We start from the raw sequence: 14,485 nt of genomic DNA on the forward strand, positions 1-14,485 counted from the left end.
GAGACGACACAGTCCGGCAGGGTCGACCCTACTGAATCGTCGCCGGGACTCTCGCCTCAGTACAGGTTGCACTTCTCCGCGGCGTCGTTTGCCTGGTGCATGGTCGGTCCGAAGTAGCGGGGGCTCATGAAGTCGTAGAGATTGATGCCCAGCTGGTCTCGACCGGTACCGAACATGGTGTTGGCAGTGTCGGGTCCGATGAAGTCCGGGGTCCAGTTGCTTCTGTCGGTGGTCGGTCGCTCCCGGGTGAAGAACATATTCCATCGCATCGGCCCGTTGCCGTCGAAACTCCACGTGGCCTGCATCTGTGCGATGCGCGGCATCGAACTCCATGGGCGGTGTTGCTCCATGGTCACACCCCAGTCCGTGTAGTTGCCACAGCTCAGGCCGTTCACGTCACCGGGACCGACCGGTGGGGGTGTGCCACGGATCAGCCACGGATAAGTGGTTGCCAGGAGTGTGGTCGCAAACCAGGTGCGCAGGCCGCGGGTCAAGTCGCTCAGCAACTGCCCCGGCTGGGTCGGCGCAACCCAGCGTTCTTCGATGATCTCTGTGTTGGCGGCTTGGAGTTTGCCGTAATCGGAAGCCATGATGAGGGCAACAGTGCTGAATGCGTAGGTTGCCGCGGACAGAGAATCCTCGACCTGGAGTCCCAATTGGTCGGCACGGACCCGTGTCTTGTTGGCCAGTGAATTGGCGTTCGCATTCGCCTCGCCTTCACCGCTCACGTAGGCGCCGAGTCCGAGGAGAGTCGAAATCGGTCCCCAGACGGCCTTCAATTCCGGTGCGACCAGCGTGACCACGTTCATGATGACGTTGATCAGTTTCAGGCCGTCCGCCAAAGCTGTACTCGCGGGAGGCGGTGACACCTCTCGGATGATGTCATTGCCGATTTTGGTGACGTTCAGTTTCGCGTCACCGCGGACAAGTCCCATCGACGACTGCAGATTGTCGTAATAGGTTTTGACTGCAACAAATGACGTGACTTCTTTGCGTAGCTGCGTGAGAGCTGCGTTGAATTCTGCGGCAGTGAAGCCTGCCGGGTCGGTGGGCATGGTGACCGAGGTCGCGAGCTCCTGTTTGATCGATGTCCAGGCCGCGTTGTAGTTGGTGCGGTACTTCTCCCGGATGTTGCAGGTGCTGGCAGTCGGTGATGTGCATCCGGGGACATTCGCTTTCCACCCGATGTACGTCTCCGCAGCAGCGTTGATGGACGGGAAATTCGGGGATCTGTCCGAGCCGCCCTGGTAGGCCGGTTGGTACATGATGGCGTTCTGTTTGAGGTCCACGCCGCCGAGCGGGCCCGACTGCAGAGGCAGAAACGAAGAGTCATGGCCGCGGGAGATCAAACCTGTTGCGGGACCCGGCTTCCCGAGAATCGTGCCCATCTCCACCGCGGATGATCCGACGGCTGCTCCACCGACGAGGGTGTAGTCGCTCGTACCGCCCAGGCCGAGGAATGACAGTCGCGATCCGCCCAGCCGAACGATGGCCTCGGCGCCGTCCTGCCACGCTCCGGTCGGCTTGGGGCGGCCGAAACTCTGGACGATCACAAGAAGCGGACGTCCACCGGCATCGACTTCGGCAGCCGCCGCAACGAGTTTGGTACTCAGTTCCCGATTGCCCGCCTCGCTGGTGGTGACCACGGTGGCATCGTATGAGGATTTGAGGGTTTGGCTGTCGAAGCCGCGGATGACGAAACCGTCTGGGCCGCTCGGTGTCGACGTGTAGGTGGCTGCGCCGACCGTCATGGTCACGGTGGATCCACCGTCGGCTTCCTGCCGGGTGGTGAAGGGTATCGGCGCCGGTGGCGTGAAGTCGTAACGCTGTCCCAAGGCACTCCATCGGAGCAGTCCGGTGATGTTGGCACCCGCACGGTCGCCCACGTCTGCGCCGACGCGTGTGAAGGCTGTGCCGTCGGGAGCTCCGGTCTTGCCGAGAATGGAGAAAGGCGCACCGGTTTCCATCCGATTCAGGTCGCCGCGGCTGATGGACGAGGCCCCCAGAGCTCGTAGGAGATCGGCGACGGCCGGTTCGCGACCGGCATTGTTAATCCCGCGGTGGCCGCTGACGACAACAATCGTGTCATTGCGGTTCCGGTAGCTCTCGGTGATCGACGTGAGCACTCGGACGCCGTCGGCGTTGTTGGGTGCTGTCCCCGAATTGAGCCGGGCGTGGGTGCGGGCATCCAGGACGGCCAGGAGGAGGTTCTGGCGATCGGAGGCGGCGGGCATGCCCTCGCCGTTGACGATGATGGAGGCCGCCGGATTGTCCGAAAGCGTTTCGATCGGGACCCCGAGCACTGGTTCACCGGCGTTCGGGGACAACAGTTGCAACCCGCCTGTCCCAGGTGTGTTCGGCTCAGGTGTGGGGTCGTCTGGTCCGGTCGATCCCGACGACCCGGTGTCCGCCGGTGCGCCATCCGATGATCCGGCTCCGGGGAGGTCGAAGGGAAATGTGGGTTCCGCGCCCGCCACCCCTGCGTTGAGGAGGGTTGCGACAGTGACGGCCGAGACGAGCAACACCGTGCCCGCTCTGAACCGGGCTGTGCTGCTGCGGCGTGGAAACAATTCGGTGGCTCCTTTTACACAGGCAGGAATGGCTGCGGCCACACCCGCATCGCAACCTAGGGGTCGAATGCATATTTTTTGCAACGCAAAGAACCCCGAACCGTATGGACGACGACGGGGAACGATTGCAAAAACCATGCGGCGCAGGTGAAGAGTAAGTGTGTCGGTCTCTGGGCCGAGGTAGTACATCGTGTCGCAACCGTAAGGACTTGCTCCATGCTCTCTCGCTTCGGACGATTCGCCGCCATCCTTGTGGTGGGCGCAGCACTTTCGGCCGGGGTGCTCGTGCCATCCGGGTCAGCGTCGGCGCAGCCTGTTGCGCCGGGAGCTCAGTTCAAATACTTCAATATCCATATGCGCTCACCTGACGGAGGCGCAGGTGACGCGCACTGCGTCAGGACTCAACCCTTCGGACGCGAAGACACCCGATGTGATGCGACCGGATATTACGATGACAGCCAGGCTGCGGGTTTCGTGAACTCCCCTGGAGGAGTGGTCTACAGCCCCGACGGCCACGGCAACACGTACCTCAAGTTCTATACCAGGGCCGGCGAAGTGATCGAGGGAACCATCCCGTCCCGCGGTTCCGCCGACTTCACGATCTCGAGTTTCAGATCTCCGGCGTTCGGCGTCTTGGCCCGCACCGGCCAGAAGTTGTATCTGGATGTGAGAACCACTGACCACGGCCAGACCACCGGTGACCGTTGGTACGACTTCTATCTTCATGGCGACCTCGTGATCAACACCCCGGTGGGCGGCGGTTATCTCGAGGGTCTTTTCGATGACTTCCTGGAAGGCGTCAGCGGCGCATTCGGTAGCAGCTGAGCGCGGCCCGGGGCGTCGGCTCTGCGGTCGAGTGTCCGACCAGACCAATCGTCCAGCCGGGACCGGCCTCAAAAGTCGAGGACGACCAGCGCCACCAGGACGTTGACCAGGGTTGCCGACACTGCGAATGCGATCGCCCCGGGCCTGGCCGGGCGGAATCGTGCCGCGACGGCGCCGGCCACCGCGAGCGTGGCGACCACGGACACCGCGAGTGCAACTGCGCCGGATTCGATCGGAAGACCTTGCAGCAGCGCCGTGACGGCGATCGGGCCGAGGATCAGTCCGGCGACAACCTGGAGTGTGATGCCGACCGCGCGCTGACCTCGGCGGTTTCCGGCGGTGTCGGTCATGCTTGTTTGTCAACCACTTCCAGCAGCTGCATCATGCCGTGGTCCTCGTGGAAGAGGATGTGGCAGTGCATGACGAACTGGCCCGTGAAGTCCTCGAACCGGTGGCGGATGGTGAGTGTTCCGAACGGCGGCAGCATGGCCGTGTCCCGGTAGTGCTGCTGATCGACCGGTTGGTCGTTGATCGCCACCACTTGAAAGTCGTTGACGTGGATGTGAACTGGGTGAGGCTCGTAGGTGCGGTTGATGAAATGCCACTCCTCGGTGTCGCCGAGTGTCATCGTTTCGTTGACCACATGGTGGTCGAACATCGCGCCGTTGATGTAGTACATGAAGTGCTCGGTGTCGCCGGTTCCGCGCGGTTCCATCTCCTCGAAGACGAACTCCCGTCGGCGGTCGATGGCAGCGTCACGCAGGTCGTCGAAGGGGAGCAGTGCGCCCGGTATGGGCTCGGGTGTCTGCGTGTCTCCCTGCGACACCAGGTTCAGCAGTGGCATCGGTGCGGGCACCATCGACGAGTAGAAGGGGCCGAACTCATCCCAGCTCAGTGACCGCATCTGATAGGTGCCGATGTTGGCGCCTTCGATGAGTACATCGGCGCGTCCACCCGGCACCACCTCGAGAACGTCGACGGTGGACACCGAGGTGCGGGCAGAGCCATCGATTCCGATCACATGCATCGGATGTTCATCGAGCTGCAGACGCAGGAACAAGGAACTCGCGTTGATGATGCGCCACCGTTGCACTTCACCCGGCGCGATCTCGGTGGTGGGTTGGAAGGTGCCGTTGACCAGTGTCTGCTGCAAGCTGTTCGAGCTCTTGTCGCCCGGAACCATCTTGCCGTCTTGCATCTCGGTCTGACTCAGGACCAGGAGGCGTTCGGGGCGCCCCTTCACGCCGGGCAGTTCATCGAGCTCGCCGCGCACGATGAGGGCCCCGAACAGACCGCCGAAAACCTGTGTGTCACTGATGGTGTGCTGATGCGAGTGGTACCAGAACGTGCCCGCGGAATGGTCAGCGGGAAGGTCGTACGAGTAGTCGAAGGTCTCGCCGGGCTCAATGGCCATGAGGACGTCGTCGCTCGGCTGTTCCGGCGAGACGTGCCATCCGTGTGTGTGCAGGTTGGTGGGCTCGTCGATGTCGTTGATCAACGACACCTCGATGCGGTCACCCGGTCGCACGTCCAGCGTCGGCCCGGGGTAGCTGCTCTCGTAGGTGACCGCCGAGACCTTCCCGCCGCCCATGGCCACATCGCTGCGAGCGACCTTCAATTGTGTTTTCAGCGAACCGTTCTCGCTCGCCCGGACACTCGGCTCGAACCAGGTGACCCCGCCCGCGTTGTCTTTGCCCGAGGCGCATGCGGTGAGGACTGACCCGCCGAGCAGGGGAAGGCCGACGAGCGCTGCGGCTCCGGTGAGGAAACGTCGGCGGTTGACCGCTGGGACAGGCAATCTCGGCTCAGCCATCGGTGGGCTCCTTGGTGATGGTGACGGTGCGTGAGGTGGAGCCGATCCCGTTCGCGGTCCAGGTGACGTCGATCGTGTGTTGCGCCGGTCCGTCGCACGCGAAGACCACCGATGCCCCGATTCCGGTCGGTCCTCCGGCAGGCACCTGGAAAGGCACCTGGTCCTTGATGCCCACGGGGAGCAGTTGGCCGTCGAGGCGCAGTTCCACCCCGGTGGCCGATGGTGCGCGCCACCCGACGGTCACCACGGACCGCGGGGGAGTGTCTTTCAGACACGTGAACGTGGGGAGGACGGTGAAGTCGTCCACCTGTAGTGCGCCGCCCGGATCTGTTGCCGGCACCACGGACGCCGTCGGTGGCGTGGTCCGTGTCGGGATCGGCGCCAGCCCGTCGCGGCTGTCCGACGAAGACGAATCGTCGTCATTGCATCCGCCGAGCACCAGCAGCAATGCTGCAGTTGTCACCAGCGCGCCCGTCACACCGGTCCGGGGGGGCAACCGCCACGAGGTACCGCTCATGACTTCGGTGCCGTTGCCGGCAGAGTTCTGGCGTGTTTCGCGCACATGGGGATACTTCACCGGCAAGGTGCATATTTTTCGCATAGGCACCCTTGTCGCCGAGTTCCGGTGCGTCGCCGGGAAGTGTCAGCGAGCCCGCACGGGAAAGACACGCTGTGACATGACGGGTGCGAACCACAATCGGGACAGATCCATGGTGTCGGTCCGCTTGGCGCTGCTGGGCACGAGGCCGTGCTCGACCCCGCCGGGTGACCAGTGGTCGTGCAGATCCTCGGCAGCAAAGATGAACGGCAGCCAGTCGGTCATCTCCTCGGGGCGGGTGAACCCGCCTGCGATGGCCCACAGCACGTCATCGGTGCGGTAGGTGAGGAAGTGTTCGCCGTAGGCAGGGCCGAGCCCGTCACCGATCAGGGCCGTGAGCACAAACCACTCGGTGGCGGCCAAGACGTGCTCGGAAGTGTTCGACCGAGCCAGCTCGTAGTGTTCGTCGACCGAGGCAACCGCATGGTCTTCGTCGAAGAACACCTGGGCCTGACTGATGTCGCGGCCGGCTCCGACTCGAGCATGGTCGGGCATCCCCAGGACAAAGTAGGCGCTCTGCGGTGTCACCTCATCTCCCATGGACGCATTGTGTCAGTGCTGTGGCCGCTGCGCCCGCAGGCGCGAGGGTGAATGGCCACGCACCATTCGCTCCACATGCCGCCGCCCGCTCCGCGTGCAACCGGCTCGTCTGCGAGCACGTGGAGCGAATCTGGGCGTCGGAGCGGACAGTTACGATGACGCCATGTCATCAGTGCAGATCAATGGGTCCTCGGGTGGACACACCAGCAGTGCAACCGTCTCGCCGGGGGCGTTGATCTTCACCGCCGGTGCCGCACCCATCGATGCCGAGGGGGCGACGGTCGCGCCGGGTGACGTCACCCGGCAGGCGCATCAGTGCATGGCGAACCTGCGCGACGCCCTTGCCGATGCGGGCGCCGACCTGACCGACGTCGTGAAGGTCACGGTGTACGTCGCGGAGAAGCTGCAGGCCGATCTGGTGGTTGCGTGGGACGCGGTCACCGAGGAGTTCGGCGACCACAAGCCGGCAGGCACCCTCCTCGGGGTGACTGTTCTGGCCTACGACGACCAGCTCGTCGAGATCGAGGCCGTGGCGGTTCGCCCGGGCTCATGACCCGGTTCGCGATCGGCACCGAGCAGCGTCGCGCACGGCTGATGCGCCGACATCGGCTTCTCCCGGCTGTCCACGCCGGCTCGCCCGAGGAGGTCGCCGAAGCGGTGGTGGGTCTGCACGCGACCACACCGTCGACCGTCTACATCTCGACGTGGGCGCGGATGGCGCACTTCGACATCACCGACATGGAACGTGCGCTCTACGTCGAGCGCACGCTGGTCAAGCAACTGGCGATGCGCCGGACCCTTTTTGTGTTCCCGCGGCCGACACTGGCCGACGCGGTGAGTGCGATGGGCACGAGGGTCGCGGCACGCGAACGCACCAACATGCTTCGAGACCTGCGCCGCGACAACAACTTCCCCGACCCCGAGGGGTGGATAGCCGAGGCCCGCGGGGCGGTACTGGGTGCCCTCACCGACGGACGGTCGGCCTCGTCGACTGAACTGCGCAACGAGTTGCCCGCACTCGCCGGCGCCATCCGGCACGGTGAAGGCAAGTCGTGGGGCGGGGTATCCCAGATGGGGCCCCGCGTTCTCAGTCATCTGAGTGCGGCAGGCGACATCGTGCGCGGTCCCAATGACGGCAACTGGTTACGCTCCAAGCCTCGATGGATCTCGATGCAGGACTGGCTCGGTGAAACCCTGCCGATCGAAGACGCCGCGACCGGGCACCGCAACCTGATCCGGCGATGGTTGCGGCAATTCGGCCCTGGTACCGAAACCGACATCGTGTGGTGGCTGGGATCGACGAAAACTGCTGTCCGCAAAGCGCTGTCGGAGCTCGACGTGGTGGAGGTGGAGCTTGATGACGGCTCGACCGGGTTCGTGTTGGCCGACGACCTCGACGAGGTGGAACCCGCGCCACCGACTGCGGTGCTGCTACCCGAACTCGACCCCACCCTGATGGGTTGGAAGCAGCGCGACTGGTATCTCGGCCCGCATGCGGGGCACCTCTTCGACAGCAACGGCAACGGTGGGCAGACGGTGTGGTGGGATGGCCGCATCATCGGCGGCTGGCATCAGCGGCCAGACGGGTCGATCGGCTTGCATCTGCTCGAGAAGGTCGGTCGGGCCGCCGTCGACGCGGCAAGGGCGAGGGCACGCGACCTCGAGCTGTTCCTGGGGGAGGCCCGCCCGAAGCCTGGGTATCCAGCGCCTTTTCACAAAACACTCGGTGAATGACGAGGCCCTCGGTGCGGTGGTTGCCGGTTCACAGGAAGCTCCCAGCTTGCTGGCAGTTTCTCAAAAGTATGGGTCGGCAGAGTAGGTGCCATGAGTGATCAGGGTGCACGAGTGCTGGTGGTGGACGACGAACCGAATATTCTCGAACTGTTGTCGGTGTCTCTGAAGTTCCAGGGGTTCGATGTCCGGACAGCGCCGGACGGCCCTCGTGCCATCGACCGTGCCCGGACCTTTCGCCCGGATGCCCTCATCCTGGACGTGATGATGCCGGGGATGGACGGGTTCGGCCTGCTGCGTCGCCTCCGGGCCGACGGAGTGGAAGCGCCCGCGTTGTTCTTGACGGCCCGCGATTCCCTGGAAGACAAGGTCACCGGGCTGACCATCGGGGGAGACGACTACGTCACCAAGCCGTTCAGTCTCGAAGAGGTGGTGGCGCGTCTGCGAGTTTTGTTGCGGCGCGGAGGTTTCGGTGAGAAGCCGGCGCAGAATCCGCGTATCACCTTTGCCGACATAGAGCTCGACGACGACACCCACGAGGTGTGGAAGAACGGGGAGCTGGTCTCCTTGTCGCCGACCGAGTTCACCCTGTTGCGCTACTTCATGATCAATGCCGGAACCGTCCTGTCGAAGCCGCGAATCCTCGACCATGTCTGGAATTACGACTTCGGTGGCGAGGTCAACGTCGTCGAATCGTATGTCTCCTACCTCCGCCGCAAAGTCGACACCGGCGACCGGCGGCTCATCCACACACTGCGGGGCGTGGGTTACGTGATGCGCGAGCCACGGTGACCGCGGCGGCCACAGTCCCACGCCGTGGGGTACCCCTGCGGGTGTCGCTGGTGGCGCTCACACTGGTGCTGGTCATGCTCGGACTGTTGGTGTCCGGTATCGCCGTGACGTCGGCCATGAAGAACAACCTGATGGACCGCACGGACAAGTCGTTGCGGGAGGCCTCGCAGACCTGGGCGAGGCCGAAAGAGTTTCCCCCGCAACTCCCCAAACCCGAGGACGTTCAGATCGGCCGGCCTCCGACGCCCTACTTTGTCTACGTGCAGCGGGCCGACGGAACCGTGCTGAAGATCAACGACTTCGGCGGTCAGCCCGACATCGCCGATCTGGGCAAGTTGGGGCCAGATCCCGTGACTGTCACGTCGGCTGGCGGCGGCGACCCCCACTGGCGGGTGATCATGACATCCTCACCGACCGGGACCGCCATCGTCGCCATCAAACTGACCGACGTCGACGACACGGTCACGCGGCTCATCTGGCTGCAGTTCGGGATCGGCGTCGGGGTGGTGCTGCTGGTCGGAGCACTGGGATATCTGTTGGTGCGCAGCAGTTTACGGCCGCTGCAGCGGGTCGAGAACACGGCGATGGCGATCGCTGCCGGCGATCTCGATCAGCGCGTGCCGCCGGCTGCACCCAACACCGAGGTCGGCAGACTCGGTGCATCGCTGAACACCATGCTCCACCAGATCCAGAACGCCTTTGCCGCTACCGCTGCGTCAGAGGAACAGGCTCGTCGCTCCGAGGACAAGATGCGCAGATTCGTCGCCGACGCCAGCCACGAACTCCGCACACCTCTGACGTCGATCAAAGGGTTTTCCGAGCTCTATCGGCAGGGCGCGATGACCGACACGGCGCAGTTGATGTCGCGGATCGAAACCGAAGCCGGACGCATGGGACTGCTTGTCGAGGACCTGTTGATGCTCGCGCGTCTCGACGCGCATCGCCCGATCGAGCATGCGTCCGTGGACCTGCTCGCGCTCGCCTCCGACGTGGTGCACAGCGCGCGGGCCACCGCACCCGATCGGGGCATCTCGGTGCACGTGCTCGATGGCCCCGGCCTTCCGGAAGTGCAGGGGGACGCCGACCGCCTGGCCCAGGTGCTGAGCAATCTCATCGGCAACGCCATCCGGCACACCCCGCCGCAGGCCACCATCACCGTGCGGGTCGGCACCAGCGGTGATGACGCCATTCTGGAGGTTGCCGACACCGGACCAGGCCTGCGTGAGCTGGACAAAGCCCAGGTGTTCGAGCGCTTCTATCGGGCCGATGCCTCGCGCCACCGCACCGAGCACTCCTCGGGTAGCGGTCTCGGCCTGTCGATCGTCGCAGCCCTGGTTGCCGCGCATGGCGGAACCGTCGGGGTCGCCGACACCCCGGGTGGCGGTGCCACGTTCTGGGTCCGTTTGCCGCGCGAGCGCTGACGAACCCGGAGGGTCAGTCGGCCACGTGATCGGTATGACCGAGTTCGCGTAGCTTTGCCCGGATCTTGTCGGCAACCGCATCCAGGGCCGCGGGGTCGGGGTCCTTGTCGGCGGTGGCGAGGTCGAAGGTCTCGAGCTGCCAGGCCGGGAACACGTGGACGTGCAGGTGCGGAACCTCCAGTCCGGCGATGAGCAAACCCATCCGCGGCGCGTCGAACGCTTCCTTCACGGCCTGGCCGACGGTCTGCGCCACTGTGTTGATCTTTCCGAACAGCTCAGGATCAACGCTTTCCCAGTGGTCGACCTCTTGGCGCGGCACCACCAGCAGGTGACCGTCGGTGACGGGGTTGATGGTCAAGAACGACACCACGTCGTCGTCCTTCCACACGAACCGTCCGGGGATGTCGCCGTTGATGATCATGCTGAAGACCGATGCCATGGGATGAGCATATTGGTACGTGCGATATCGCGACTCGCTACGCAGCCGAAGCGAAGCCGGAGGTGTGGCCGCGGTTGATCTGGACTGCCGACGAACGAGCGCAGCGATGTGAGGAGAAGGGAAGAGTAACCGCCCGATGGCCACGCCGACAAAGCGAGCGGAGCGAGCCAGATGAACACAGCTTTTTGACAGCTACGCCCGAGGTTTGCGGCAGGTCCGGATTCCAGAGTGTGTGCCATGACAGCAGACACCCTCGACGATGCGCCGATCGAGACCGCCGCAATCGTGTTCGACCACACGCCGCCAGGACCCGTTCTCGACATAGTTTTGCCGGTCTTCAATGAGGAGCTCGACCTGGGCAGGTGTGTGCAACAGCTCGCCGAGTACCTGAACACCCAGATGCCCTACTCGGCCAGGATCACCATCGCGGACAACGCCAGCACCGATGCCACGTTGCAGATTGCCTGCCGCCTGGCTGCGGTGATCGATGACGGGCGGCGGGTGCGCGTGGCGCATCTCGACGCGAAGGGTCGGGGCCGGGCACTCAAAGCGATGTGGCAGGACAGCGACGCACGTGTGGTCGCGTATATGGACGTCGACCTGTCGACCGACCTCAATGCGCTGCTGCCGTTGATTGCGCCGCTGGTGTCGGGACATTCGGATCTGGCGATCGGCTCTCGGCTGACCCGCTCGTCGCGGGTGGTTCGAGGGCCGAAGCGAGAGTTCATCTCTCGTGGCTACAACCTGCTGCTCCGCACCACGATGGGGGCGAGTTTCTCGGACGCACAGTGCGGATTCAAGGCGATTCGCTCCGACGTGGCTCGGCGTCTGCTGCCGATGGTCGATGACACAGGCTGGTTCTTCGACACCGAGATGCTTGTCATCGCACAGCGGGCCGGGCTCCGGATCGCCGAGGTGCCGGTGGACTGGGTGGACGACCCGGCCAGCAAGGTCGACATAGTGAAGACGGCCACCGAGGACGTGAAGGGTTGTTGGCGTGTCGGACGAGCTCTCGCGAGTGGACGGCTGCCGGTGTCAGATCTCCGGGACAGCTTCGGCCGCAACGATCCCGGCCCCCAGGTGACCGGGGTGCCGCGTGGGATGGTGGGTCAACTGGCCAGGTTCTGTGTGGTCGGGGTGGCCTCCACCATCGCATACGCCATGCTCTACCTGGCCCTGCATTCGTTCGTCGGGGCACAGCCGGCCAACTTCTTGTCGTTGCTGATCACGGCCGTGTTCAACACCGCCGCCAACCGCGCGTTCACCTTTCGGGTGCGCGGACGGGACAATGCCGCCAAGCACCATCTCCAGGGGATCGCGATCTTCGTGTTCGGTTGGGGTTTCACGGCCGGATCGCTTCTGGTGCTGCACATCTGGGTTCCGGACGCGTCCAAGAACGTCGAGTTGTCCGTGCTCGTGGCGGCCAACCTCGCTGCCACGATCCTGCGGTTTCTCGGCTTCCGCTGGGTGTTCCGCGCATCGCACCGCACTGTGAAAGAGGTCTCGGCATGACTGTGCTCATTGATCGACCGCCGGCCGATCCGGCTCCCGATGCCCCCGATTCGACATCCGGGGTGTCGACCCACCCACGGTGGGAATGGCCCGCCTTCGCGATCCTTGTTGTCGCCACCGGCCTGCTCTACCTGTGGAACCTGAGTATCAATGGCTGGGCCAACTCGTTCTATTCGGCGGCCATCCAAGCGGGGTCCCAGTCATGGAAGGCCTGGTTCTTCGGGTCATCGGATGCCGCCAACTCGATCACGGTGGACAAGCCACCGATGTCGTTGTGGATCCCGGGGATCTCCGTCCGCGTTTTCGGGTTGAACTCGTGGTCGATCATCGCTCCGCAGGCACTCATGGGTGTCGCATCGGTGGCGCTGCTGTACTGGATCGTGCGTAAGCGATTCGGCCCGGTGGGTGGGCTGATAGCCGGTGGGGCGCTTGCGCTGACCCCTGTGGCGGCGTTGATGTTTCGATTCAACAATCCCGACGCGTTGCTGGTGCTGCTGATGATCGCCGCGGTGTGGGCGACACTGAAAGCGATCGACGACGGGCGGATACGCTGGATGATCCTGACGGGAGTGTTCGTCGGCTTCGGGTTCCTCACCAAACAGATGCAGGTGTTCCTGGTGATACCGCCGCTCGCGTTGACCTACATCGCGTTCGGGCAGAAGACCTGGCTCAAGAGACTCGGCCATCTCTTCGCTGCCCTCGGCGCCATGATCGTGTCGGCCGGATGGTGGGTGTTGGCCGTGGAATTGTGGCCCAAGGACTCGCGGCCCTACATCGGTGGATCGCAGAACAACTCCATTCTGGAACTCACGTTGGGCTACAACGGTTTCGGACGTCTCAACGGGAATGAGACCGGTAGCGTGAGCCCGGGCGGAGGCGGAATGGCCGAACGGTTCGGTGCCCCGGCCGCAGGAGGCGTCAATGAACTCGCCGCGCCCGGTGGCGCGACGTTCACCGGCCCCGGCGGAGGTGGCGGGATGTGGGGCGAAACCGGTGTCACCCGTATGTTCGAATCAGGCCAGGGTGGTCAGATCGCGTGGCTGATCCCGGCCGCGCTCATCCTGGGAATGGCTGCGATCGCGTTGCGCGGCAGAGGGTCCCGAACCGACGGTCGCCGCGCACTGCTGGTCGTCTGGGGCCTGTGGCTGATCACGACGATGGCGGTCTTCAGTTTCATGGCGGGGATCTTCCACGCGTACTACACGGTGGCGCTTGCGCCGGCCGTTGCCGCTCTGGTGGGCGCCGGTGCGGTGGAGTGCTGGCGCCGACGCGAGAAGCGCTGGGTTCCGGTAGTTCTCGCTGCGGCGGCGTTGGTGACCGGCATCATGTCTTTCGTGTTGCTCGATCGATCCGCCGACTTCATGCCGTGGCTGAGATATGTCGTCCTCGTCGGCTCGATCATCGCTGCGCTGGGTCTGCTCCTATCGAATCTGCGGAACACCGCGGCGCGGCGCAGCGCGCTGGTCGCGGCTCTGGTCGCGGTTGTCCTGGCGCTCGCGGGGCCGGCCGCATACGCCATCGACACGGTGAGCAGCGCACGCTCGGGATCGATCCCGAGCGCCGGCCCCTCCTCGCAAGGAGGGTTCGGTCCAGGTGGCGGTATGCGAATGGGCCGGGGTGCGGCAGGCGGTGGCATGCCTCCCGGCATGTCGAACAATCAGGGAACCGCGCCGGGGATGCCCAACGGTCAGGGCCGCACCATGACCCCCGGGCAAGCGGGCACCCAAGCGCCGCAGGACGGTACGTTCGAGCTGTTCGGCGGGCCAGGAGGTATGGGCGGTACCGGCGGCGGTCTACTGCAGGGCTCGCGACCGAGCGATGAGCTGGTGGCGTTGCTGAACACCGATGCCGGCGACTACACGTGGGTCGCGGCCGCCATCGGCTCGAACAGTGCCTCGGGCTACCAGCTCGCGACCGAGCATGCGGTGATGCCGATCGGTGGCTTCAACGGCAGCGACCCGTCTCCGACGCTCGCGGAGTTCCAGAAGTACGTGCAGGACGGCGAGATCCACTACTTCATCGCCACAGGCGGCGGCATGATGGGCGGCATGAGCGGCGGGGGCATGATGGGCAGCGGCACCGGATCGGACATCACCGAGTGGGTGAAGGCCAACTTCGCCAGTACAACAGTGGACGGCGTGACGCTCTACGACCTCACCGCGCCCGCCTGATCAACGATCGGAGGCACCTTCTTCTAAGCTCGCAGTGCTGTTCGGCGAAAAGGACAGCCTGACAGAGAAGGTG

Annotated in this window: 13 protein-coding genes; 7 read left to right on the forward strand and 6 right to left on the reverse strand. The window is 64.5% G+C overall.

Features of this window, described 5'->3' with window-relative positions; translation table 11 throughout:
- Nucleotides 1-56: 56 nt before the first annotated feature.
- Entirely contained in the window at nt 57-2,570 is a 2,514-nt protein-coding gene (locus tag WIMU1_RS04525) for a hypothetical protein (RefSeq protein ID WP_147431425.1), read from the reverse strand.
- Between the two features lie 216 nt (nt 2,571-2,786).
- On the opposite strand from WIMU1_RS04525, the gene WIMU1_RS04530 reads away from it, so the two are divergent.
- A complete protein-coding gene (locus tag WIMU1_RS04530; RefSeq protein ID WP_062795279.1) occupies nt 2,787-3,395 on the forward strand; it encodes a hypothetical protein in 609 nt (202 codons plus the stop codon).
- A 68-nt stretch (nt 3,396-3,463) separates the two neighbouring features.
- Here the strand turns inward: WIMU1_RS04530 and WIMU1_RS04535 are convergent, their stop codons facing one another.
- From WIMU1_RS04535 to WIMU1_RS04550, 4 genes are all read right to left on the reverse strand, one after another.
- The gene (locus WIMU1_RS04535; RefSeq protein WP_062795280.1) at nt 3,464-3,745 is read right to left on the reverse strand and encodes a hypothetical protein; all 282 of its coding nucleotides are present in this window, start codon (nt 3,743-3,745) and stop codon (nt 3,464-3,466) included.
- Nucleotides 3,742-5,208, reverse strand: a complete 1,467-nt coding sequence (locus tag WIMU1_RS04540; RefSeq protein WP_062795281.1) for a multicopper oxidase family protein — start codon at nt 5,206-5,208, stop codon at nt 3,742-3,744. The genes WIMU1_RS04535 and WIMU1_RS04540 overlap by 4 nt, the downstream gene beginning before the upstream one ends.
- A complete protein-coding gene (locus WIMU1_RS04545; RefSeq protein WP_062795282.1) occupies nt 5,201-5,770 on the reverse strand; it encodes a hypothetical protein in 570 nt (189 codons plus the stop codon). Before WIMU1_RS04545 ends, WIMU1_RS04540 begins: the two co-directional genes overlap by 8 nt.
- A gap of 81 nt (nt 5,771-5,851) precedes the next feature.
- On the reverse strand, nt 5,852-6,346 hold the full coding sequence (locus tag WIMU1_RS04550; RefSeq protein WP_062795283.1) for a hypothetical protein: 495 nt from the start codon (nt 6,344-6,346) through the stop codon (nt 5,852-5,854).
- 163 nt (nt 6,347-6,509) lie between these two features.
- On the opposite strand from WIMU1_RS04550, the gene WIMU1_RS04555 reads away from it, so the two are divergent.
- From WIMU1_RS04555 to WIMU1_RS04570, 4 genes are all read left to right on the forward strand, one after another.
- Entirely contained in the window at nt 6,510-6,899 is a 390-nt protein-coding gene (locus tag WIMU1_RS04555) for a RidA family protein (protein ID WP_062795284.1), read from the forward strand.
- On the forward strand, nt 6,896-8,080 hold the full coding sequence (locus tag WIMU1_RS04560) for a winged helix DNA-binding domain-containing protein (RefSeq protein ID WP_062795285.1): 1,185 nt from the start codon (nt 6,896-6,898) through the stop codon (nt 8,078-8,080). Before WIMU1_RS04555 ends, WIMU1_RS04560 begins: the two co-directional genes overlap by 4 nt.
- A gap of 90 nt (nt 8,081-8,170) precedes the next feature.
- Nucleotides 8,171-8,869, forward strand: coding sequence for a response regulator transcription factor (locus WIMU1_RS04565; RefSeq protein ID WP_084247989.1), 699 nt, complete (start codon nt 8,171-8,173; stop codon nt 8,867-8,869).
- A gap of 74 nt (nt 8,870-8,943) precedes the next feature.
- The gene (locus WIMU1_RS04570; protein ID WP_062795859.1) at nt 8,944-10,290 is read left to right on the forward strand and encodes a sensor histidine kinase; all 1,347 of its coding nucleotides are present in this window, start codon (nt 8,944-8,946) and stop codon (nt 10,288-10,290) included.
- A 13-nt stretch (nt 10,291-10,303) separates the two neighbouring features.
- Here WIMU1_RS04570 and WIMU1_RS04575 read toward each other — a convergent pair whose 3' ends face one another.
- Nucleotides 10,304-10,729, reverse strand: a complete 426-nt coding sequence (locus WIMU1_RS04575) for an HIT family protein (protein ID WP_023957423.1) — start codon at nt 10,727-10,729, stop codon at nt 10,304-10,306.
- Between the two features lie 237 nt (nt 10,730-10,966).
- On the opposite strand from WIMU1_RS04575, the gene WIMU1_RS04580 reads away from it, so the two are divergent.
- On the forward strand, nt 10,967-12,241 hold the full coding sequence (locus WIMU1_RS04580) for a bifunctional glycosyltransferase family 2/GtrA family protein (RefSeq protein WP_062795287.1): 1,275 nt from the start codon (nt 10,967-10,969) through the stop codon (nt 12,239-12,241).
- The gene (locus tag WIMU1_RS04585) at nt 12,238-14,412 is read left to right on the forward strand and encodes an ArnT family glycosyltransferase (RefSeq protein ID WP_062795288.1); all 2,175 of its coding nucleotides are present in this window, start codon (nt 12,238-12,240) and stop codon (nt 14,410-14,412) included. The genes WIMU1_RS04580 and WIMU1_RS04585 overlap by 4 nt, the downstream gene beginning before the upstream one ends.
- The last annotated feature ends 73 nt before the right edge of the window (nt 14,413-14,485 follow it).

The sequence above is a fragment of the Williamsia muralis NBRC 105860 genome, from assembly GCF_001598915.1.
Taxonomy (GTDB): domain Bacteria; phylum Actinomycetota; class Actinomycetes; order Mycobacteriales; family Mycobacteriaceae; genus Williamsia; species Williamsia muralis.

Bases quoted from the DNA above. Each gene is read 5' to 3' on its own strand.
- WIMU1_RS04530 (WP_062795279.1), top strand. From the start codon at position 2,787: ATGCTCTCTCGCTTCGGACGATTCGCCGCCATCCTTGTGGTGGGCGCA.
- WIMU1_RS04535 (WP_062795280.1), bottom strand. From the start codon at position 3,745: ATGACCGACACCGCCGGAAACCGCCGAGGTCAGCGCGCGGTCGGCATC.
- WIMU1_RS04540 (WP_062795281.1), bottom strand. From the start codon at position 5,208: ATGGCTGAGCCGAGATTGCCTGTCCCAGCGGTCAACCGCCGACGTTTC.
- WIMU1_RS04550 (WP_062795283.1), bottom strand. From the start codon at position 6,346: ATGGGAGATGAGGTGACACCGCAGAGCGCCTACTTTGTCCTGGGGATG.
- WIMU1_RS04555 (WP_062795284.1), top strand. From the start codon at position 6,510: ATGTCATCAGTGCAGATCAATGGGTCCTCGGGTGGACACACCAGCAGT.
- WIMU1_RS04560 (WP_062795285.1), top strand. From the start codon at position 6,896: ATGACCCGGTTCGCGATCGGCACCGAGCAGCGTCGCGCACGGCTGATG.
- WIMU1_RS04565 (WP_084247989.1), top strand. From the start codon at position 8,171: ATGAGTGATCAGGGTGCACGAGTGCTGGTGGTGGACGACGAACCGAAT.
- WIMU1_RS04570 (WP_062795859.1), top strand. From the start codon at position 8,944: ATGCTCGGACTGTTGGTGTCCGGTATCGCCGTGACGTCGGCCATGAAG.
- WIMU1_RS04575 (WP_023957423.1), bottom strand. From the start codon at position 10,729: ATGGCATCGGTCTTCAGCATGATCATCAACGGCGACATCCCCGGACGG.
- WIMU1_RS04580 (WP_062795287.1), top strand. From the start codon at position 10,967: ATGACAGCAGACACCCTCGACGATGCGCCGATCGAGACCGCCGCAATC.
- WIMU1_RS04585 (WP_062795288.1), top strand. From the start codon at position 12,238: ATGACTGTGCTCATTGATCGACCGCCGGCCGATCCGGCTCCCGATGCC.